The sequence below is a fragment of the Aeromonas sp. 5HA1 genome (genome assembly GCF_029237245.1).
In the GTDB taxonomy this organism is placed as follows: domain Bacteria; phylum Pseudomonadota; class Gammaproteobacteria; order Enterobacterales; family Aeromonadaceae; genus Aeromonas; species Aeromonas salmonicida.
The window spans coordinates 25,970-45,715 of the sequence record NZ_JAACFW010000031.1; the positions used below are offsets into that span (position 1 = coordinate 25,970).

Annotated in this window: 18 protein-coding genes; 16 read left to right on the forward strand and 2 right to left on the reverse strand. The window is 63.3% G+C overall.

Annotated features, from left to right (window positions below; all coding sequences use genetic code 11):
* The first annotated feature begins 34 nt into the window (after positions 1-34).
* From crl to GWQ27_RS20515, 4 genes are all read left to right on the forward strand, one after another.
* Positions 35-427, forward strand: a complete 393-nt coding sequence (gene crl / locus GWQ27_RS20500; protein ID WP_059111349.1) for a sigma factor-binding protein Crl — start codon at positions 35-37, stop codon at positions 425-427.
* A 221-nt stretch (positions 428-648) separates the two neighbouring features.
* Complete coding sequence (gene proB / locus GWQ27_RS20505; protein WP_021139788.1) at positions 649-1,752, forward strand: glutamate 5-kinase; 1,104 nt, start codon at positions 649-651, stop codon at positions 1,750-1,752.
* A gap of 97 nt (positions 1,753-1,849) precedes the next feature.
* Positions 1,850-3,103 (forward strand): glutamate-5-semialdehyde dehydrogenase, encoded by a 1,254-nt coding sequence (locus GWQ27_RS20510; protein ID WP_275908203.1) that lies wholly within the window; start codon positions 1,850-1,852, stop codon positions 3,101-3,103.
* A 155-nt stretch (positions 3,104-3,258) separates the two neighbouring features.
* Entirely contained in the window at positions 3,259-3,894 is a 636-nt protein-coding gene (locus GWQ27_RS20515; protein ID WP_275908204.1) for a murein L,D-transpeptidase catalytic domain family protein, read from the forward strand.
* Positions 3,895-3,961: 67 nt separating this feature from the next.
* Here GWQ27_RS20515 and GWQ27_RS20520 read toward each other — a convergent pair whose 3' ends face one another.
* Positions 3,962-4,390, reverse strand: a complete 429-nt coding sequence (locus tag GWQ27_RS20520; protein ID WP_275908205.1) for a universal stress protein — start codon at positions 4,388-4,390, stop codon at positions 3,962-3,964.
* Positions 4,391-4,598: 208 nt separating this feature from the next.
* On the opposite strand from GWQ27_RS20520, the gene GWQ27_RS20525 reads away from it, so the two are divergent.
* Positions 4,599-5,345 (forward strand): hypothetical protein, encoded by a 747-nt coding sequence (locus GWQ27_RS20525; protein WP_275908206.1) that lies wholly within the window; start codon positions 4,599-4,601, stop codon positions 5,343-5,345.
* A gap of 84 nt (positions 5,346-5,429) precedes the next feature.
* Positions 5,430-5,798, forward strand: coding sequence for a FlxA-like family protein (locus GWQ27_RS20530; protein ID WP_005317835.1), 369 nt, complete (start codon positions 5,430-5,432; stop codon positions 5,796-5,798).
* Between the two features lie 127 nt (positions 5,799-5,925).
* Here GWQ27_RS20530 and GWQ27_RS20535 read toward each other — a convergent pair whose 3' ends face one another.
* Positions 5,926-6,435: an RNA methyltransferase gene (locus GWQ27_RS20535; protein WP_125598117.1), complete on the reverse strand. Its 510-nt coding sequence runs from the start codon at positions 6,433-6,435 to the stop codon at positions 5,926-5,928.
* A 335-nt stretch (positions 6,436-6,770) separates the two neighbouring features.
* On the opposite strand from GWQ27_RS20535, the gene GWQ27_RS20540 reads away from it, so the two are divergent.
* From GWQ27_RS20540 to GWQ27_RS20585, 10 genes are all read left to right on the forward strand, one after another.
* Complete coding sequence (locus GWQ27_RS20540) at positions 6,771-9,428, forward strand: nitrate reductase (protein WP_275908207.1); 2,658 nt, start codon at positions 6,771-6,773, stop codon at positions 9,426-9,428.
* Positions 9,429-9,458: 30 nt separating this feature from the next.
* Complete coding sequence (cobA, locus tag GWQ27_RS20545; protein ID WP_059111354.1) at positions 9,459-10,217, forward strand: uroporphyrinogen-III C-methyltransferase; 759 nt, start codon at positions 9,459-9,461, stop codon at positions 10,215-10,217.
* A 128-nt stretch (positions 10,218-10,345) separates the two neighbouring features.
* Complete coding sequence (locus GWQ27_RS20550; protein ID WP_058393688.1) at positions 10,346-10,930, forward strand: ANTAR domain-containing protein; 585 nt, start codon at positions 10,346-10,348, stop codon at positions 10,928-10,930.
* Positions 10,931-11,220: 290 nt separating this feature from the next.
* The gene (locus GWQ27_RS20555) at positions 11,221-12,588 is read left to right on the forward strand and encodes a CmpA/NrtA family ABC transporter substrate-binding protein (RefSeq protein ID WP_275908208.1); all 1,368 of its coding nucleotides are present in this window, start codon (positions 11,221-11,223) and stop codon (positions 12,586-12,588) included.
* Between the two features lie 14 nt (positions 12,589-12,602).
* Positions 12,603-13,562: an ABC transporter permease gene (locus GWQ27_RS20560; protein WP_275908209.1), complete on the forward strand. Its 960-nt coding sequence runs from the start codon at positions 12,603-12,605 to the stop codon at positions 13,560-13,562.
* Positions 13,563-13,593: 31 nt separating this feature from the next.
* Positions 13,594-14,415: an ABC transporter ATP-binding protein gene (locus GWQ27_RS20565; RefSeq protein WP_159167068.1), complete on the forward strand. Its 822-nt coding sequence runs from the start codon at positions 13,594-13,596 to the stop codon at positions 14,413-14,415.
* Between the two features lie 27 nt (positions 14,416-14,442).
* Positions 14,443-17,028 carry a nitrite reductase large subunit NirB gene (nirB, locus tag GWQ27_RS20570; RefSeq protein WP_219597726.1) on the forward strand — a complete coding sequence of 862 codons (2,586 nt, stop codon included), beginning with the start codon at positions 14,443-14,445 and terminating at the stop codon, positions 17,026-17,028.
* The gene (gene nirD / locus GWQ27_RS20575; protein WP_275908210.1) at positions 17,025-17,447 is read left to right on the forward strand and encodes a nitrite reductase small subunit NirD; all 423 of its coding nucleotides are present in this window, start codon (positions 17,025-17,027) and stop codon (positions 17,445-17,447) included. Before nirB ends, nirD begins: the two co-directional genes overlap by 4 nt.
* Positions 17,448-17,590: 143 nt before the next feature.
* Positions 17,591-18,682, forward strand: a complete 1,092-nt coding sequence (locus GWQ27_RS20580; RefSeq protein WP_058393692.1) for a PfkB family carbohydrate kinase — start codon at positions 17,591-17,593, stop codon at positions 18,680-18,682.
* Positions 18,676-19,584: a pseudouridine-5'-phosphate glycosidase gene (locus tag GWQ27_RS20585; RefSeq protein ID WP_005317829.1), complete on the forward strand. Its 909-nt coding sequence runs from the start codon at positions 18,676-18,678 to the stop codon at positions 19,582-19,584. Before GWQ27_RS20580 ends, GWQ27_RS20585 begins: the two co-directional genes overlap by 7 nt.
* Positions 19,585-19,746: the final 162 nt, after the last annotated feature.

Here is a 19,746-nt window from a genome sequence, read left to right on the forward strand (position 1 = left end):
CAGGTGATGTGGCTTGTTCAACAGGGAGGTTAACATGTCAGAAAGAGTGACCTACAAGCGACTGCTGAGGCAGTTTGCCGCGATCGGCCCCTATTTACGTGAGGACCTGTGTGAAGAGGGCCGTTACCGTTTCGACTGTCTTTCCGTCTGTGTCAGTGCCAAGCCGGCACCGGACAAGCGGGAGTTCTGGGGCTGGTGGCTGGTGCTGGAACAGCAGGACCGCAGCTTCAGCTATCACTATCAGGTCGGTTTCTACAATGCAGAAGGGGAGTGGATCAACAAGCCGCTGCCCAAGAAGCACCAGGCAGAAGTCGAGCGAACCCTCAACCGCTTCTACAAGCTCATCAGTGACAAGCTCACCTTGCTGGAGTGCCAGCTTTCCCCTGCCGAGCAGGTGACCAACGAGCTGGCGGTCACCGCCGCCTGATGATCTTGTGCCCTGCGAGTTGTCCATTCACTCGCAGGGCCATCTTTCCACCCTGCTTTCCTCCACTCACACTCTCTCCTGAGTCTTGGCTTATTTCGTTGCAAGACAAGCCTGCCTGGCCCCTTCCTTTATCCGAGTACAGCTCGCGGGCTTAATTGCCTTGCAGGGCAACAGGGCCGTGGGTATAAAGGGATTCCTAATTTTTCAGCCTTCTTGCTCCCATGGAAAACAGAACCATAGTCGTCAAACTGGGCACCAGCGTGCTCACAGGGGGATCTTCCCAGCTTAACCGTGCCCACATGGTGGAGCTGGTCAGACAGTGTGCCGCCTTGCATCGTCACGGCCATAGAGTCGTGGTGGTCACCTCGGGGGCCATTGCCGCCGGGCGTGAACATCTGGGCCACCCTCCGCTGGCGCCGACTCTGCCCAACAAGCAGATGCTGGCGGCGGTAGGCCAGACCCAGCTCATCCGGGTATGGCAGGACTTGTTCAATCTCTATGGGCTGCATATCGGTCAGATGTTGCTGACCCGCGCCGATCTGGAGGACAGGGAGCGTTACCTCAACGCTCGCGATACGCTGCGAACCCTGCTCGATCATCGCATCATTCCCGTCATCAACGAGAACGACGCCGTGGCAACCGCCGAGATCAAGGTGGGAGACAACGACAACCTCTCGGCTCGTGCCGCCATCCTGGCTGATGCCGATCTGCTGATCCTGCTGACCGACCAGACAGGCTTGTTCACCGCCGATCCGCGCAGCAACCCTGATGCACAATTGATAGAAGAGGTGCAGACCATAGACGACACGCTGCGCAAGTTGGCGGGTGGCAGTGTCGGTGGGCTAGGCACTGGCGGCATGGCAACCAAGCTGCAGGCGGCCGACGTGGCGCGCCGTGCCGGGGTCAAGGTGGTGATCGCTACCGGCCAGATGCCCGAAGTGATAGGTCGTCTCGCCAGAAGTGAGCGTATCGGAACCCTGTTCCCGGCGCTCGCTTCCCCGCTGGAGGGACGCAAGAGCTGGATTTTGGCCGGCCCGCCCCCGCACGGTGAAGTCCAGGTCGATCAAGGCGCTGTTGCCGCCATGCAGGACAAAGGCTCCAGCCTGCTGCCCAAGGGGATCGTCTCCGTGAAGGGCGACTTCGTCCGGGGCGACGTGGTGCGCATTCTCGACCCCAAAGGCGTCGAGCTGGCGCGGGGCATCTGTCGCTATGATCACGTCGAGCTCAACAAGCTGCGCGGCGTGCATTCGGACAGCATCGAGCAGGTATTGGGTTACGGCTATGGGGCCGTGGCCATTCACAGAGATGATATGGTACTGCTCTAAGGCCGTTTGATAGAACGGGATAAATGGTCCATTCGCAGAGACGATATGGTACTGCTCCAGGGTGGTACCCAGAGTCGAGAGACAAAGGGATTAGGTTATGAGTCTGGAAAAAATGGGGCAGGCGGCCCGTGAAGCCGCCTATCAGCTGGCGACCATCAGTACGGCGCAGAAAAACCGGGCGCTGGCTGCCATTGCCGACGAGCTGGAAGCACGCAGCAGCCAGATCCTGGCTGCCAACGAGAAAGATATTGCGGCGGGCCGCGAGGCAGGCCTCTCCGAGGCCATGCTGGATCGCTTGCTGCTCAACCCGGCACGCCTTGCCGGGATAGTTGCCGATGTGCGCAAGGTGATCACCCTGGATGATCCGGTTGGTGCCGAGATAGATTGCCGGGTGCTGGAAAACGGCCTGCGCCTCTCCCGCCGTCGGGTACCCATCGGCGTCATCGGCGTCATCTACGAGGCGCGCCCCAATGTGACCATAGATATCGCCAGTCTCTGCCTCAAGACAGGCAATGCCAGCATACTGCGTGGCGGTCGCGAGACTTTCCACTCCAATCTGGAACTGGTGCGGGTGATCCAGGCCGCGCTGGCTGCGTCCGGCTTGCCTGCCGAAGCGGTACAGTACATCGACAATCCGGATCGGGCGCTGGTGGGCGAGCTGCTGCGTCTCGATCGCTATGTGGACATGATCATCCCCCGTGGCGGCGCCGGGTTGCACAAGATGTGCAAGGAGAACAGCTCCATCCCCGTCATCATCGGTGGTTTTGGCATCAGCCATGTCTTCGTGGACGAGAGTGCCGATCCGGTGCGCTCATTGGCGGTCATCGAAAATGCCAAGGTGCAGCGCCCCTCGGCCTGCAATGCCCTCGATACCCTTCTGGTGCATGAAAAAATTGCGGCGAGCTTCTTGCCGCAGCTGGTCCGCCTGATGAACGAGCGCCAGGTGACCCTGGTGGCCGCTCCCAACGCCATGTCACTGCTGGCTGGTGCCGACAACCTGTGCGAAGCAGGCCCAGAAGACTTCGATACCGAGTGGCTGGGGTTGACCCTGGGGATCAAGCTGGTGGTGGACGTGAACGAAGCGCTGGCCCACATGCGCGAGCACAATGCCGGTCACTCCGATGCCATCCTCACCAATGATCTCGCCAATGCGGAGCGTTTCGTGAACGGCGCAGGTTCGGCTGCTGTCTACGTCAACGCCTCCACCCGTTTCACTGACGGTGGCCAGTTTGGTCTGGGTGCCGAGGTAGCGGTGTCGACCCAGATGCTGCATGCCCGCGGCCCCATGGGGTTGACCGAGCTGACCAGCTACAAATGGGTAGGATTGGCGGACTATCTGATCCGCGCCTGATAGCACAGCCAGAACGCATTGCATGATGCCGACCATGGTCGGCATTTTTGTGCTTTTTTCTTGCGCCCCATCAGGGGCTTGCATATAACTATCCAGCAGGCTGTGGCGATATTTTGCACACTGCGCTACCAACAAAAACGGGAGCAGATTCAAGGATGAAGCAAACAGATTGGATAACGCGATTTGGTACGCTCTGGTTGAGCTTGCCGCTCCTGTTCGGAGCTATTTTTTTCAGTGCCAGCAGCCACGCCAGTTGGGATCAGGATCTCTATCGTCAGCTTGGGTTGGCAGGCAAGCTCGACAAGCAGGTGTTTCGCAAGGCCATCGACAGTTACCAGAGCGTGCACCACAAGCGCAAACCCATCCTCACCATCATCGATTACACCAAGCCCTCGACCCAGCGCCGACTGTTCGTGATCGACGTGAAACGCCACAAGTTGCTCTACCACACCTGGGTCAGCCATGGTCGCAATTCAGGTGAGCTGGCCGCTCGCCAGTTTTCCAATCAGCTGAATTCCAGGCAGAGTTCCCTCGGTGTCTATCGCACCGCCGAGACCTATCAGGGAAAGCACGGCTATTCACTGCGTCTCGATGGCCTGAGCCCGGGCAAGAACTGCAATGCCCGCAAGCGGGCAATTGTGGTGCACGGGGCCAGCTATGCCAGCCCGCAGCATCTGCGCAAATATGACAAGCTGGGTCGCAGTTGGGGCTGCCCTGCGCTGCCCAAGGAGCTGTCCAGAGCCATCATAGACACCATCAAGGGTGGCAGCGTCATCTACGCCCACGGTTGAGCGCGTTTCTGAAAGAGATAAGGCCAGCAGAGTGCTGGCCTTAGTTCGTTGATTGGCGATGGAAGGGTTAGCGGACAACCAGCACAGGGCAGGGTGCGTGGCGCACCACTGACTCGGCGACACTGCCCACCAACAGGTGGCTGAGGCCGGAACGGCCATGGCTGCCCATGACCACGAGATCAATCTTGTCCTCTTTTGCCTGAATGACGATTTCGTCGGCGGCGCGGCCGAAGCGTACTTCGAAGCTGGCCGCAATGGGCAGGGTGGCAACCAGCTCTTTCAACTGGGTCTTGGCCTGGCGTTCCATTTCGTGGGTGATCTCGATGGCGGTCATGTGCAGGATTTTGTAGCTGTCGAAACCATGCAATTGATCCACCACATGGATCAGCTTGAGCTCTGCCTGATGGCTCTGTGCCATGAACACGGCATAGTCGAGCACTGGCTGGGACATCTGGGAAAAATCGACGGGGCAGAGCAGGGTTTTGATGGATGGCATATGAAGGCTCCCCTATGGTTGGGTTACTAATGAATCTTATTGCCAATAATACCCATTCAGAGGGCAATAACCCTCGACTCGCTCGCAAAACAGGGAAAAAGAGGTGATTCGGTTCGAGATCCCCATATCATGTGGTATGGCTTTGGTGTACTCATCGCGCAGGCTGATCCGCCCGATGAGCGCATCGCCACCGAGGAAATTGTGAACCATGGTTCGTCTGCTGATTTCGTTGCTGTTTCTCTTGTTCTGCTTGCCTGGCAGGGCCGACCCTTTGCATGTCTATTGCGATGACTGGCCCGCTTTCTGCCAGCCCGATGGGCGGGGCATCTATCTGGATATCGTCGGCGCCATCTATCAGCCCCATGGCTATGAGGTCGTCCCGCACATAGTGCCCTACAAGCGGGCGCTGGCGGTGGTAGCACAGAAGGGGGGCGACATGGCGATGGGGGTCTATCGGGACGAGGTCAACGGCGTACGCCAGCCGGATTATCCCGCCTCTGCCGACGATCTGACTGTGCTGATGCTCAAGAAGTGGCAACCTCAGTGGCTGGGTGAAAACAGTCTGAAAGGGCAGGGGGTGCTGTGGCTGCGGGGCTGGGCCTTCGACAAGTACATCCCGGTCTCCATGCGCTGGCACGAGATTGACAGCCACGACATGGCGTTGCAACTGCTGACCAAGGAGCGTTACCGCTACTACCTGACCGCCGGTGTGCTCTATTCAGCCGACTCCATTCCCGCCAACATGAATCGTACCTTCCTGCGCTGGATCCCGACCTACCCCATCTTTGCCGATACCGAGCGGGGGGCCCGCCTGCAGCAACTCTGGGATCAGGGCATGGTGCGCCTGATCCGCAGTGGCACCCTGGCCGATATCTATCGCCGTTATCAACTCCATGATTACTATCGCGGTTTTATCAAGGAGTTGGAACAAAGAGTCGAGCCAAGCGGTAACTGATGCAACTATAGAGGGAAAAGGAGTGAAGTAACTCATTCTCTGGTCGATAGAAAGACAAATCCATCGAAAATCCAGGGAGATAACATGCAAGTGCCCCTTCCATCAGCCGCTATCGGCCGCAGCGATACAGCTTCTATTGGCAGCCGTGCATCTGGCGACCCTCAAAGCAGAATTGCTCAATTAGAAGCAAAATCGGCAAAGATTAGGGAACAGATAAAAGCGCTCACAGACAAGAAAGATGAGAGCGCGGCAGCGGATCCCCAATCAGCGAAAGCACAGCAAGAGCAGATCAAAGTCCTGCAACAACAACTGGAACTGATCATGGCGGAAATTGCTCGCCTGCAGGCGGAAGCCGCCAAGAAAGAGGAGCCGACCAACAAGCGTCAAGAAGCTCCCGCGGCCGCCAATTCTGACAACTTGCCAATGAACAGCACATTTTCCATTACGGTTTGACTGTTCGTCACAGCGCCACGGCTCAGGACTGAGGTTATCCCTTCGCCAACTGGTTGTAGAGGATAACGTTGATCGAGGCGCCAGGTTCATGCAGCCTTGCTGTGTAGTCACATAGACCAGATGCTTATTATCCCTTGGCCCTCAGGCGCTTGGCCAGCCGGTCATAGAGGATCACATTGACCGAGGCGGCCAGGTTCATGCAGCCCTGGGTCGGGACATAGATCACCTCCTTCACTGCCGCGAAGCGGGCGGGATCCAGGGTGCCATCCTCGGGGCCGAAGATGTAGAAGGCACGTTCAGGATGGACATAATCCGGCAACGAGGTGGCCCCCTCGATCAGATCCACCAGCACAGGGGTGCAGCCGGTCGGCACAAAGTCCAGCAGCGCCTCGACCCCGAGCAGGGGGATCTTGTCCACCATCTGCTTGGTATCGGTAGCAAAACGGCGTGCCAGCTCGAAGCGGTTGCCCGTGTAGTAGACCTCGTCCGCCCCGTAGCAACCGGCGGCACGCATCACGGCGCCCACGTTCTCCGGTGACTTGGGATTGACCAGTCCGATGCAGCAATACGGGGATGTGTCCTCTGTTGGTGACTGTGGATTGGTTTGTCCCTCACAGCCGTAATCCGACTCTTTCATCTCTCTCTCCTCTGTGGCGGCCGTATTATACCCCTGGCTCGTACTTTGCCCATGGAATGCGTGCCGATGCCTGCAGGAGGGCTCCTGCATCTTGCCTGGCGGGGCCCAACAAGGGGGCAGCTGCACTGTCCCGGCGCAACCTTGCCTGGGTGGTCGCAGTGGCACTGGGGCTGACATCTTGGCGCAGGGTTTGCAGTTGTCTGTTATGACAAGATGATCTCGGCTTATCTGGACAAAGGCGTCCGTCCCCATCAGGGGCGGACGCCTTTTTTGTGGGCCACGGCAAGGAGGCGACCCGCGACTGGACGGGCTGCCTGGCGACAAGGAGCGAGGGAATGAACACCACCTGTGCCTATTGTGGAGTAGGGTGCGGCATCCGGCTGAGCCGGGAGGGCGCGAGCTGGCAGCTGAAGGGGGATGAACAGCATCCGGCCAACGCGGGGGCCCTCTGCGTCAAGGGGGCCAGTCTGCTGGAGAGTCTGGATTTCCCCGACCGCCTGCTCTATCCGCGCTGGCAGGGGCAGCGCATCGGCTGGGACCAGGCGCTCGATATCCTGGCCAGCCGTTTTACCGCCATATTGGCCGAATCCGGGCCTGCGGCCATCGGCATCTACCTCTCGGGGCAGCTCACTACCGAGGATTACTACGTCGCCAACAAGTTGATGAAGGGCTATCTGGGCAGTGCCAACGTGGACACCAACTCCCGGCTCTGCATGTCATCGGCGGTGGTGGCTCATCAGCGCGCCTTCGGCGAGGATCTGGTGCCCGCCTGCTACGAGGATCTCGAGCTCGCGGATCTGGTGGTGATCACGGGGGCCAATACCGCCTGGACCCACCCTGTGCTGTTTCGCCGCCTGCAACAGGCTCGGGCGCGGCGGCCAGAGCTCAAGCTGGTGGTGCTGGATCCCCGTCGTACCATGACGGCGGAGCAGGGGGATCTGCATCTGGCCCTCAAGCCCGGCAGTGATGTGGCGCTGTGGAATGGCCTCTGCCGCTATCTGCTCGATCACGATGGCTGGGACAAGGATTACGTGGCACGCCATGTGAGCGGCTTTGCCGAGCTGGCTGCGGCGCTGGACGACCCGGTCTGGCAGCTGGAGGCTGTGGCTCGAAGCTGCGATCTGGCGCCAGGGGATCTGCTCGGCTTCTATCAGCTGTTTGCCCGCACCCCCAGGACAGTCACCCTCTTTTGTCAGGGGATCAACCAGTCCAATCAGGGGGTGGACAAGGCCAACGCCATCATCAACGCCCACTTGCTGTGCGGGCGCATCGGCAAGCCGGGGGCAGCCCCCTTCTCCATGACGGGGCAGCCGAATGCCATGGGCGGGCGTGAGGTGGGCGGGCTGGCAACCCAGCTGGCGGCCCACATGGGCTTTGGCGAGGTCGAGCGCGACCGGGTGCAGCGCTTCTGGCAGAGCCCGACCATGGTGAGCGGGCCGGGTCACAAGGCAGTGGCCTTGTTCGAGGCGGTGGCGCGGGGGGAGATACGCGCCCTCTGGGTGCTCGGCACCAACCCGGCTGTCTCCCTGCCCGATGGCAACCGGGTGCGCGACGCTCTGGCCCGCTGCGAGCTGCTGGTGGTCTCCGAGGTGACGGCGGACACGGACACGGCACGGCTGGCCCACCTGCTGCTGCCCGCCGCCGCTTGGGGGGAGAAGAGCGGCACAGTCACCAACTCCGAGCGCACCATCAGCCGCCAGCGCGCCTTCCTGCCTCTGCCGGGGGAGGCCAAGCCTGACTGGTGGGCGCTGACCCAGCTGGCCCGCCGGCTCGGCTTTGGCGAGGGCTTTGCCTATGAGGATGAGCACGACATCTTCAGCGAACACGCGGCCTTGTCGGGGTTTGAGAACGAGGGGGCCCGCCAGTTCGACATCTCGGGGCTGGCCCGCCTCAGTCGGGCCGAGTTCGAGGCGCTGGAGCCCCTGAGCTGGCCGGTCAACGCCGCCTGGCCGAGTGGCCGCGCCCGCCTGTTCGAAGATGGGGTCTTCTCCACGCCGGATGGGCGGGCCCGTCTGCTGCCGCTGGCCCAGCACTTTCCCCCCGAACCTGTCGCTGTTGCTGCGCCGGCGGGGGCCATCCCCTCGCGGCTCGACTCCTTGTCGCTCGGCTCTTTGTTACTTAACACGGGCCGGCTGCGGGATCAGTGGCACACCATGACTCGCACCGGCCACGTGCCCCGCCTGCAGGAAGCCGAACCCTGGCCCAAGCTGCGGGTTGGCGCCGCCAGCCTGCTGGCGCTCGGGCTGGCCGAGGGGGATCTGGTGCGATTGAGCAATGATCTCGGTGAAGCGCGACTACTCGTCGGGGTGGATGAGGGATTGAGGGAGGGGGATGCTTTCCTGCCCATGCACTGGACCGACAGCCAGTGCAGCCAGGGGGCGGTCAACCGCCTCATCGCCGCCGTGGTGGATCCCCTCTCGGGTCAGCCCATGTTCAAGCAGGGGCGGGTGATGGTCGAGCCGCAGCCGACCCGCTGGCAAGGGCTCTGGCTGGGTCAGCAGCCCTGGGGGGAGGCGGTGGACTGGTGGGCCAGGCGCCCCCTGCCCGAAGGCAACTGCACTCTGCTGGCTTCCTGGTCGGAGGGGCCGCAGGCGCTGTGGCAGCGGCTGGGAGCGGCGGGCCGCTGGTTGCGGTTGCCGCTCAAACAGGGCTGGCTGGCGGTTGCGCTGGCGCAGGATCGCATCGCCGGCCTGCTGCTGGTGGGGGAGCGGCGCCCTGACATCAAGGTCGATCTGCTGGCCAGCCTGCTCGGTACGCCCTTGCAGGCGGGGGCCCTGAGCCAGACCCTGAGCGCGGCCCTGGCCGGAGATAGTCGACTGGTCTGCTCCTGTCTGCGGGTGTCGGAGCAGCGCATCGTCGACGCCATCACCCGGCAGGGGGTGAGCGAGCTGGCGGGGCTGCAGGCCTTGCTCGGCTGTGGCAGCAATTGCGGCACCTGTCTGCCAGAGATCGACAAGCTGTTGATCAAGCATGTTTTTATCGCCTCCGTCTGAGGACGTGAGCGGCAACACAAGGAGTCTCTGATGAGCCAAATCAGTCTGGTAGGGGCCGGTCCCGGCCCGCTCGAATTGTTGACCCTGCGCGCCCTGCAACGGCTGGAGGCGGCGGAAGTGGTGATCTATGACCGCCTGGTGGGGAGCGAGATCCTGGCCCGCATTCCCAAGGGGGCGGCCCGTTTCGATGTGGGCAAGCGCTGCGGCGAGCCGAGTCCGAGCCAGGATCAGATCAACGCCCTGCTGTTGGCGCTGGCCCGCACCGGCAAGCGGGTGGTGCGGCTCAAGGGAGGGGATCCTCTGGTGTTTGGCCGGGGCGGGGAGGAGGCCCTGCACCTGGCCCGCCACGGTATCGCCGCCGAGCTGGTGCCCGGCATCACGGCGGCGCTGGGTTGCGCCGCCAGCTGCCTGATCCCCCTGACCCACAGGGGGCTGGCCCGCTCCCTGACCCTGGTGACGGGTCATCTGATGGAGGAGGGCGACTATCAGGGTTGGCAGGGGCTGACACGGGCCGGCCACACCCTGGTGTTTTACATGGGGCTGGAGCGGGCGGCCCGGATCCGGCAGGGATTGCTGGCGGCCGGTGCCTCGCCGGATCTGCCGGTGGCGCTGGTGGTGGCCGGTTGCAGCCCGCAGCAGCAGGTTCATGAGACCCGGTTGGCCATGCTGGCAGAGGCTGCCGTGACACTGGCCGGACAGAGTCCCGTGCTGATGATCATGGGGGAGGTGGTGAGCCTGCGCAGCGAGCTGAACGCCCTGCTGAACCAGGCGCTGGACCGGGTGGCCTGAGTACCTACCTCCACTACCTCCAGATAGATAAAAAGGGGGTAGATTCAAATAGTTGGCCTTCATGTTGCGTCATCTGTGGTGGACACGCAGCGACAGACAAGCTGCGACAGCCGTTGGCAAGGAGCGCCATGACTACTCTTCCCCCAGGGGGCCGTGCCGGCCCCCCTTCCCGCCTGATGATCCACGCCGATGAGCCGGGTCAGGCCAACCGTCTGGCCCTGCTGGTCAGCCACTACGGCCATCAGCCGCAGATCCTGGACAGTCGCCAACTGCTGAGCCCGAACGGGCAGGGGGATGCCCTGCTCATCAGCAGTCGCCAGTTTGGCGCCGAGGTGCGACTCGGTCTCTCTCTCTGGCCCGGGTTGCCACGCCTGCTGTTTTGCGAACGGATCGGCCCCGAGCCCCAGGTCACCTTGTTGCAGCAGGGGGTGCTGCTGGTGCCCCACCCGTGTGGCGAGCGGGAGCCGGTCGAGCAGTGGCTGCGGCTGGCCCGCAGCCAGCTGGCCATGGTGCAGGCGCTGGCGCAGACCGAGAGTGAACTGCGCCAACAGCTGGTGGATCGGCGGTTGGTCGAGCAGGCCAAGGGGCGACTGATGCGTCATCAGGGGCTGGACGAGGAGCAGGCCTACCGCCTGATGCGCAGCACTGCCATGAACCGGCACCTGAGCCTGGGGGAGCTGGCTCGGCAACTGCTGCTGGCCCTGCCTGCCTGAGCGCCCCCGTGGCCAACCGTTTTGGTGCAACTGCGCCTAATTGAGGCAAACGAGGGGATAAACAGGGAGGAAAGAGGCAGGATAGGGCCAGTTTCTGTGGCTTGGCCAATTTGGCACGGAAAGTGAATTAGTCAACATACAAGGAGTGATGGTGCCCATGGGCCCGTCACTCGCAACAGGGCAAAGAGGCCTCACCGATCCCGGATCGGTGAGGCTTTTTTTTTGGTCGCAGCCCTGCAACGGCGCAGGGGAGTGGCCGCCCATGACTGTGATGTGAGCGAGGAAGGCGAATGAACAAGAGACAAGGATGTGCGGGTCTGCTGCTGGCCCTGCTGTCACTGCCGACGCTGGCGGCAGTGGGGGCAGTGGGGGCTCCCGAGCAGGAGGAGCTCAAACTGGGCTTCATCAAGCTGACCGACATGGCACCGCTGGCGGTGGCCTATGAGCGCGGTTATTTCGAGGATGAGGGGCTCTACGTCACTCTGGAGGCCCAGGCGAACTGGAAGGTGCTGCTGGATCGGGTGATCGACGGCGAGCTGGACGGTGCCCAGATGCTGGCGGGTCAGCCGCTGGCCGCCCATGTCGGCATAGGCACTCAGGCCGAGCTGGTGACTGCGTTCGCCATGGATCTCAACGGCAACGCCATCACGGTCGCCAACCCTGTGTGGGCCGCCATGCAACCCCACCTGCCCAAGGCGGTGGCGGGTCAGGTACCGGCTCCCGTGAGCGCTGCTGCGCTCAAACCCGTGGTGGCTCAATACCGGCAGGCGGGCAAGTCGTTCAACATGGGAATGGTGTTCCCCGTCTCCCCCCACAACTACGAGCTCAGATACTGGCTGGCGGCCGGCGGGCTGAACCCCGGCTTCTATGCCCCCGCCCTCGGCGACAGCTCGGGTCAGCGCCAGGCGGACGTACTGCTGTCAGTCACGCCGCCACCCCAGATGCCCGCCACCCTGGAGGCGGGCACCATAGCGGGCTACAGCGTGGGAGAACCCTGGAACCAGCAGGCGGTTGCCATGGGCATAGGGGTGCCCGTCATCACCGACTACGAGATCTGGCGCAACAACCCGGAGAAGGTGTTCGGCGTTACCCGCCAGTGGGCCGAGCGCCATCCCAATACCCACATACGGTTGGTGAAGGCGCTGCTGCGGGCGGCCTGGTGGCTGGATGCCGAGCAGAACGGCAACCGGCGCGAAGCGGCCAAGCTGCTGGCGCGGCCGGAGTACGTGGGGGCCGACGAGGGAGTGATCGCCAACTCCATGGTGGGCACCTTCGAGTACGGGAAAGGGGACAAGCGCAGCCTGCCGGACTTTAACGTCTTCTTCCGCCACCACGCCACCTATCCCTACTACTCGGATGCCATCTGGTACCTGACCCAGATGCGGCGCTGGGGCCAAATCCCGACGGCCAAACCGGACGCCTGGTTCGAGCAGGTCGCCAGGGCCGTCTATCAACCCGAGGTCTACCGCCTAGCGGCCGAGGCGCTGATCGCAGAGGGCAAGTTCAAGGCCAGTGACTTCCCCGATTTTGCCAGCGAGCAGGGCTATCGCGGCCCGCAGGATGGTTTCATCGATGGCCTCATCTACGACGGACGCCATCCCAACGCCTACCTGCAACAGTTTGCCATCGGCCTCAAGGGCGATGAGCGGGTGCAATGAACAAGGAGTTTCCGATGAAACGACACAAGTGGCCACTCATCAATTGGAAAGCCATCAACTGGAAAGTCATGGTGCAGCCCCTGCTCGGCGTGCTGCTGTTCCTCGGTCTCTGGCAGTGGGGGGCGAGTCAGGTACAGACCAGTCTGGGCACCCTGCCGGGGCCGCTTGCGACCGCCAGCCAGCTCTGGTCCCTGGGGCAGGAGCATGTGCAGGAGCGGGAGAAGGCGAACGCCTTTCTCGAGCGTCAGCAACTGCGCAATGCCGAGCGGCTGGCGGCGGATCCGGCGGCCGAGGTGAAGCTGCGCCCCTATACCGGGCGCCCCACCTTCTTCGATCAGATTGCCACCAGCCTGCTCACTGTGCTGTGCGGCTTCGGGCTGGCCAGCCTTATCGCCATTCCGTGCGGCGTGCTGCTCGGCATGAATCAGGGGCTCTACCGCGCCGCCAATCCGGTGATCCAGCTGCTCAAACCCGTGTCGCCCCTGGCCTGGCTGCCGCTTATCACCCTGGTGGTGAGCGCGCTCTACACCAGCTCTGTGCCCTGGCTCGCCAAGTCTTTCGTCACCTCGGCGCTGACGGTGACCCTCTGCTCCCTCTGGCCGACCCTGATCAACACGGCGGTCGGGGTGGCGGGGCTGGACAGGGATCTGCACAACGTCAGCCGGGTGTTGCGGCTCTCTTTCCTGACCCATGTGCGCCGCATAGTGCTGCCCTCGGCCCTGCCCATGATCTTCACCGGGCTGCGGTTGTCCCTCGGGGTGGCCTGGATGGTGCTGATCGCGGCCGAGATGCTGGCCCAGAACCCCGGGCTCGGCAAGTTCGTGTGGGATGAGTTCCAGAGCGGCGGCTCGGCCTCCCTGGCCCGCATCATGGTGGCCGTGGTCACCATAGGCCTCATCGGCTGCGGCCTGGACAGGGGCATGCTGGCCCTGCAGCAGTGGCTCTCCTGGGACAAGCGCCAGGTGCTGCGTTAATCACATTTCTATTCAGGCAGGAGAAGAGCCAATGAAGAGTTATCTGGAGATAAGCGACGTCGGCATCTCGTTCGAGACGGAGCAGGGCAGCTTCGAGGCCCTCAGCCGGGTCAACCTGCGCATCGAGAAGGGGGAGTTCGTCTCCCTCATAGGCCACTCAGGTTGCGGCAAGAGCACTGTGCTCAACCTGGTGGCCGGGCTGCTGGAGCCGACCCTCGGCGGCATCATCCTCGATGGCCGCGAGGTGGCAGGGCCTGGGCCCGAGCGGGCCATGGTGTTCCAGAACCACGCCCTGCTGCCCTGGCTCAGCGTCCAGCAGAATGTGGCGCTGGCGGTGGGGCAGGTTGAGCCGAACCGGCGGGCGGTGGCGGAGCGGGTCGATTACTACCTCTCCCTGGTGCAGATGGATCACGCCAGCCAGAAGATGCCCCACGAGCTGTCGGGCGGCATGAAGCAGCGGGTCGGCATCGCCCGCGCCCTGTCGCTCTCCCCCAAGGTGCTGCTGATGGACGAGCCGTTCGGCGCCCTGGATGCCCTGACCCGGGCCCATCTGCAGGATGCGCTGATGGCCATTCAGGCCGAGCTTGGCAATACCGTCATTATGATCACCCACGATGTGGACGAGGCTGTGCTGCTCTCCGATCGCATCGTCATGATGACCAATGGCCCCAGTGCCACGGTCGGAGAGATCCTGACCGTGGACTTGCCAAGGCCCAGAGACAGGGTCGCCCTGGCAGACGATGGTCACTATCACAAGCTGCGCCAGCAGGTGCTGCGCTTCCTCTATGAGAAGCAGCGCAAGGTGACCCCGCTCAAGGCGGCCGACCCGGTGCGCAGCAAGCTGCGCGCCTGAGCCCAGACGGATTCAAGGAAGAGAGATATGGCTAACAAAGAGAAACTGCTGGTAGTGGGCAACGGTATGGATGATGAGATGGACCACCACTTGGTCGAATCGCCCGAGAGAGGTGAGAAACAACGTCTGCTGGTGATCGGCAACGGTATGGTGGGCCACCACTTTATCGAGCAGCTGGTGGCGGCTGGCGGCCTTAACCGGTTCGAGGTGACGGTATTTGGTGCCGAGCCGGACTCCGCCTACGACAGGGTGCATCTGTCCGAGGTGTTCGGCGGCAAGGCGCCCGAGGCGCTGCAACTGGCGGATCCCGCCTGGTATGGGGCGCAGGGCATCGAGCTGCGGCTGGGGGCTGAAGTGGAGGCGCTGGACAGAGCCGTTCGCACCTTGACGCTCGCCAACGGTGAGCAATTCCTTTACGACCGGCTGGTGCTGGCGACCGGCTCAGTGCCCTTCGTGCCGCCCATTTCCGGATTCCAGCGGGCGGGTTGCTTCGTCTATCGCACCCTGGGGGATCTCGCCGCCATTCGCGATGCCTGCGCCCAGGCCCGCAGCGGCGTGGTGATCGGCGGCGGCCTGCTGGGGCTGGAAGCGGCCAACGCCCTGCGCCTGCTCGGCCTCAAGACCCAGGTGGTGGAGTTTGCCCCGCGGCTGATGCCGGTACAGCTAGATGACAACGGCGGCGCCGTGCTGCGGGACAAGATCCGGGCGCTCGGGGTCGAGGTGCTGGTGGAGAAGGCCACTGAGTGCATAGAGGATGGGGAACAGGCCCGTCACCGGCTGAAGTTCAAGGATGGCAGCCATCTGGAGGCGGACGTGATCCTGTTCTCGGCGGGTATCCGCCCCGCCGACGGTTTGGCCCGTCAATCCGGGCTGAGCGTTGGCGAGCGCGGCGGCATCTGCATCGACGAGGGTTGCCACAGCTCGGATCCCGCCATCCTCGCCATCGGCGAATGCGCGCTCTGGCAGGGGCGCATCTTCGGTCTGGTGGCCCCCGGCTACCAGATGGCCCGCGCCGCCGTGGCCAGCCTGTGCGGCGGCGAGACCCGTTTCGCCGGGGCTGACATGTCCACCAAGCTCAAGCTGATGGGGGTAGATGTGGGCTCCATCGGTGACGCCCACGCCAGCACGACCGGGGCTCAGGAACTGCTCTTGCTGGACAGGGTCAACGGCATCTACAAGAAGCTGGTGACCGACGGCGAGGGCAATCGCCTGCTCGGCGCCATCCTGGTGGGGGATGGCAGCGATTATGAGCGACTGCTGCAGTACTACCAGAATGGGGTGGCGCTGCCCCAGCCGCCCCTCTCCCTGCTGGTGGGGGAGGCGGGCGGCGCGGCGGCGCCCCTGGTGTTGCCGGACAGCGCCATCCTCTGCTCCTGCCACAACGTCAGCAAGGGCGCAGTGGTGGCTGCCGTCAAGGCGGGCAACCACGAGCTGGGGGCTGTGAAAAGCTGCACCAAAGCGGGCACCGGCTGCGGCGGCTGCAGCAATCTGCTCAAGCAGGTGGTGGATCAGACGCTGGCGGAGATTGGGGTCGAGGCGGACAAGGGGCTGTGCGAGCACTTCGCCCACAGCCGCCAGGAACTCTATCACCTGGCCCGGGTGGGCGAGCTGAAGAGCTTCGAGGCGCTGCGAGACAAGCACGGCAAGGGCCTTGGCTGCGACATCTGCAAGCCGACGGTCGCCTCCATACTGGCGTCGCTCTGGAACGAGCATGTGCTGGAGAAGCCCCACCGTGGCCTGCAGGATACCAACGATGCCTTCCTCGCCAACCTGCAAAAGGACGGTACCTACTCTGTGGTGCCGCGCATCCCCGGCGGTGAGATCACCCCGGATGGCCTCATTACCATAGGGGAGGTGGCACGCAAGTACGGCCTCTACACCAAGATCACGGGCGGCCAGCGCATCGACTTGTTCGGCGCCCGGCGCGATCAGCTGCCCGCCATCTGGGGCGAGCTGGTGGCGGCGGGCTTCGAGACAGGCCAGGCCTATGGCAAGTCGGTGCGCACCGTGAAGTCTTGCGTCGGTTCCACCTGGTGTCGCTACGGGGTACAGGACTCCATGACCCTGACCCAGACCCTGGAAAACCGCTACAAGGGGCTGCGGGCGCCCCATAAGTTGAAGTTTGCGGTCTCCGGCTGCACCCGGGAGTGCGCCGAGGCCCAGAGCAAGGACATAGGTGTCATCGCCACCGAGCGGGGCTGGAACCTCTATGTGTGCGGCAACGGCGGTATGCGGCCGCGCCACGCCGACCTGTTTGCCACCGACCTCGATGAGCAGACCCTGATCCGCTACATCGACCGGCTGCTGATGTTCTACGTGCGCACCGGGGACAGGCTGCAGCGCACCTCGGTCTGGATGGAGGGCATGGAGGGGGGGCTCGACTACCTCAAGTCGGTGATCATCGAGGACAGGCTCGGCATCGGCGCCGAGCTGGAGGCCATGATGGACGGCATAGTCGGCAGCTGGCAATGCGAGTGGAAAAGCACTCTGGCGGATCCGGACAAGCTGAAGCTGTTCGAGGCCTTCGTCAACCAGCCGGAGGGGAGCACGCCCCCCAGACGGGAGGAGCGGGGCCAATGGGTGCCGGCGATCAATATCAAGGAGGTGATATGAGCGATGCCAACGAGAATGCAGGGCAGGAGACGCTGGGTGAACGGCAACAAAGGGCAGAGATGCACGGCATCAGGGATGCGCTATTGCAGAGCGAGCATGGTGAGTGGCGGCGGGTATGTGCGATCTCGGCCCTGCCGGAGCAGTCGGGGCGCAGCGCCTGGCTGGACGGTCGCTCCCTGGCGCTGTTTCGGCTCGGTGAGCGGATCTATGCGCTGGATGATCTGGATCCCCTGGCCGGTGTGGCCGTGCTGAGTCGGGGTTTGGTGGGGGATTGTGGTGGCGAGCCTGTGGTCGCCTCGCCCCTCTACAAGCAGCGGTATGCTCTGGCCGATGGCCGCTGTCTGGATGATCCGGCGCTGAAGGTGGTCTGCTGGCCCGTGATGCAGAGTGCCGGTGGAGTCTGGGTGCTGCTTGACTGAAGCGTGCGGGTCTGGTTCCACGCTGAATCACCGGGCTTGCCCGGTGATTTTTTGTGGCTGACCCGACATTTCTTGCACGAGAGGATGGCGGGAAAACGTTTTTCATAAATAATAGACAAACGTTTGTAACTGGATGTTTGTCTATGACTGAGCGTGAACAAGAGATCCTCGCCCTGCTGCGCCAGGATCCCATGATTGCCCAGCAGGAGCTGGCGGATCGCCTCGGCATTAGCCGCTCGGCGCTGGCGAGCCATATCTCCAGCTTGATGCGGCAGGGCTATGTGCAGGGGCGAGGCTATGTGCTGCGGGAAGGCCCCTACGCCGTGGTGATCGGCGGCGCCAATATGGATATCTGCGGCTGCAGTCATGACAACCTGCGCATCGGCGATTCCAACCCCGGCAAGGTGCGCACCTCCGCCGGCGGTGTGGGGCGCAACATCGCCGAGAACCTGGCGCGGCTTGGTACCGACACCCGGCTGCTGACCGCGGTGGGCAACGACCAGTACGGTCATCATCTGCTGGAAGTGAGCCAGCGCGCCGGCGTTGACGTGCGCCAGGTGCTGGTGCTGGAGGGGCAGGCCACCTCCTGTTACCTCAGCCTGCACGATGGCAGCGGCGAGATGAGCTGCGCCGTCAACGACATGGCGATCATCGACCAGCTCACACCGGCCCGGCTTACCCCGCTCACCGGTTTCCTTGGCGCGGCTCGGCTCTGGGTGCTCGACACCAACCTCGCCACCCACACCCTGGACTGGCTGTTCGAGCGCCAGGGTGAGCACATCATCTTCGTCGACACCGTCTCTGTGGCCAAGGTGGAGAAGATCCGCCCCTGGCTGCACCGGATCCACACCCTCAAGCCCAACCGCAGCGAGGCCGAGCAGCTGTGCGGCTTCACCATTGCCGGGCCCGATACCTGGCCCATGGCGGCAGCCTGGTTCCACCGCGCCGGGGTGCAACGGCTGTTCCTGAGCCTCGGCGATCAGGGGATTTTCTACAGCGACGGGGAGTGCCAGGGCCATCTGCCCGTGCTCGGCAGCCCTGTCGTCAACGTGACCGGCGGTGGCGATGCCTTCATGGCAGGGCTGGCCCACGCCTGGTTGCAGGAGAGCGACATGACCGACACCACCCGCTTCGCCCTCGGCTGCGCCGCCCTCACCGTCAATTGTTCCGATACCGTCTTTTCCGGCCTATCCAAGGCCGCCGTTGAACGCATGCTGGAGGAGTACCCATGTTGAACGCTTACCTCGATATCCAACCTGAAGTCGCCGCTGCCCTGGCCGCCGGCAAACCCGTCGTTGCCCTGGAGTCCACCATCATCTCCCACGGCATGCCCTATCCGCAGAACGTGGAGACGGCGCGCCAGGTAGAGCAGGTGGTGCGGGACAACGGCGCCGTGCCAGCCACCATCGCCATTCTGGATGGCCGCCTCAAGGTGGGGCTGGATGCGGGGGCGCTGGAGGCGCTGGGCCGGGCCGGTCACGACGCCACCAAGTGCAGCCGACGGGATATCCCCTTCGTGCTGGCGAACAAGGGGCTGGGCGCGACGACTGTGGCTTCCACCATGATCATTGCCGCCATGGCCGGTATCCGGGTGTTCGCCACCGGCGGCATCGGCGGCGTGCACCGCGGTGCTCAGGAGACCTTCGACATCTCGGCGGATCTGCAGGAGTTTGCCCAGACCCCGGTCGCCGTGGTGTGTGCCGGTGCCAAGTCGATCCTCGACATTGGCCTGACCCTGGAGTACCTGGAGACTCAGGGTGTGCCCGTCATCGGTTATCAGACCGAGGAGTTGCCCGCCTTCTACACCCGCGAAAGCGGCTTCAAGGTGGATTACCGCCTCGACACTCCGGCGGCCATTGCCGAGGCGCTGCGTCTCAAGTGGGAGCTGGGGCTGGCCGGTGGTGCCGTGGTCACCAACCCGATCCCGACCCAGTTCGCCATGCCCAAGGCCGACATAGATGCGGCCATCAAGCAGGCGTTGCAGGAGGCGGACGAGCAGGGTGTCAAGGGCAAGGCATCCACCCCCTTCCTGCTGGCGCGGGTGTGCGAGCTGACCGGCGGCAACTCGCTGGCGGCGAATATCCAGCTGGTGCTGAACAACGCCGCCCTAGGGGCGCGTATTGCCGCCAGCCTGTAACGACTCGCGGTGAATGCAAAAGAGGGCCTTTTGGCCTAATGCCGATCAGTTAAGGATCCATTGACCGATCCTGCTGATGTGTAAAAATCCGAAACCTGTTGATTTGGTTTCGGATTTTTTATGCGTATCGCTCACGCTCTCGACTTCCTCCACGCTAGCAAG

Bases quoted from the DNA above. Each gene is read 5' to 3' on its own strand.
- GWQ27_RS20525 (WP_275908206.1), top strand. From the start codon at position 4,599: ATGGTTCGTCTGCTGATTTCGTTGCTGTTTCTCTTGTTCTGCTTGCCT.
- GWQ27_RS20550 (WP_058393688.1), top strand. From the start codon at position 10,346: ATGACTACTCTTCCCCCAGGGGGCCGTGCCGGCCCCCCTTCCCGCCTG.
- GWQ27_RS20530 (WP_005317835.1), top strand. From the start codon at position 5,430: ATGCAAGTGCCCCTTCCATCAGCCGCTATCGGCCGCAGCGATACAGCT.
- GWQ27_RS20565 (WP_159167068.1), top strand. From the start codon at position 13,594: ATGAAGAGTTATCTGGAGATAAGCGACGTCGGCATCTCGTTCGAGACG.
- nirD (WP_275908210.1), top strand. From the start codon at position 17,025: ATGAGCGATGCCAACGAGAATGCAGGGCAGGAGACGCTGGGTGAACGG.
- proB (WP_021139788.1), top strand. From the start codon at position 649: ATGGAAAACAGAACCATAGTCGTCAAACTGGGCACCAGCGTGCTCACA.
- GWQ27_RS20520 (WP_275908205.1), bottom strand. From the start codon at position 4,390: ATGCCATCCATCAAAACCCTGCTCTGCCCCGTCGATTTTTCCCAGATG.
- GWQ27_RS20580 (WP_058393692.1), top strand. From the start codon at position 17,591: ATGACTGAGCGTGAACAAGAGATCCTCGCCCTGCTGCGCCAGGATCCC.
- GWQ27_RS20515 (WP_275908204.1), top strand. From the start codon at position 3,259: ATGAAGCAAACAGATTGGATAACGCGATTTGGTACGCTCTGGTTGAGC.
- GWQ27_RS20555 (WP_275908208.1), top strand. From the start codon at position 11,221: ATGAACAAGAGACAAGGATGTGCGGGTCTGCTGCTGGCCCTGCTGTCA.
- GWQ27_RS20540 (WP_275908207.1), top strand. From the start codon at position 6,771: ATGAACACCACCTGTGCCTATTGTGGAGTAGGGTGCGGCATCCGGCTG.
- GWQ27_RS20585 (WP_005317829.1), top strand. From the start codon at position 18,676: ATGTTGAACGCTTACCTCGATATCCAACCTGAAGTCGCCGCTGCCCTG.
- cobA (WP_059111354.1), top strand. From the start codon at position 9,459: ATGAGCCAAATCAGTCTGGTAGGGGCCGGTCCCGGCCCGCTCGAATTG.
- crl (WP_059111349.1), top strand. From the start codon at position 35: ATGTCAGAAAGAGTGACCTACAAGCGACTGCTGAGGCAGTTTGCCGCG.
- GWQ27_RS20535 (WP_125598117.1), bottom strand. From the start codon at position 6,435: ATGAAAGAGTCGGATTACGGCTGTGAGGGACAAACCAATCCACAGTCA.
- nirB (WP_219597726.1), top strand. From the start codon at position 14,443: ATGGCTAACAAAGAGAAACTGCTGGTAGTGGGCAACGGTATGGATGAT.
- GWQ27_RS20560 (WP_275908209.1), top strand. From the start codon at position 12,603: ATGAAACGACACAAGTGGCCACTCATCAATTGGAAAGCCATCAACTGG.
- GWQ27_RS20510 (WP_275908203.1), top strand. From the start codon at position 1,850: ATGAGTCTGGAAAAAATGGGGCAGGCGGCCCGTGAAGCCGCCTATCAG.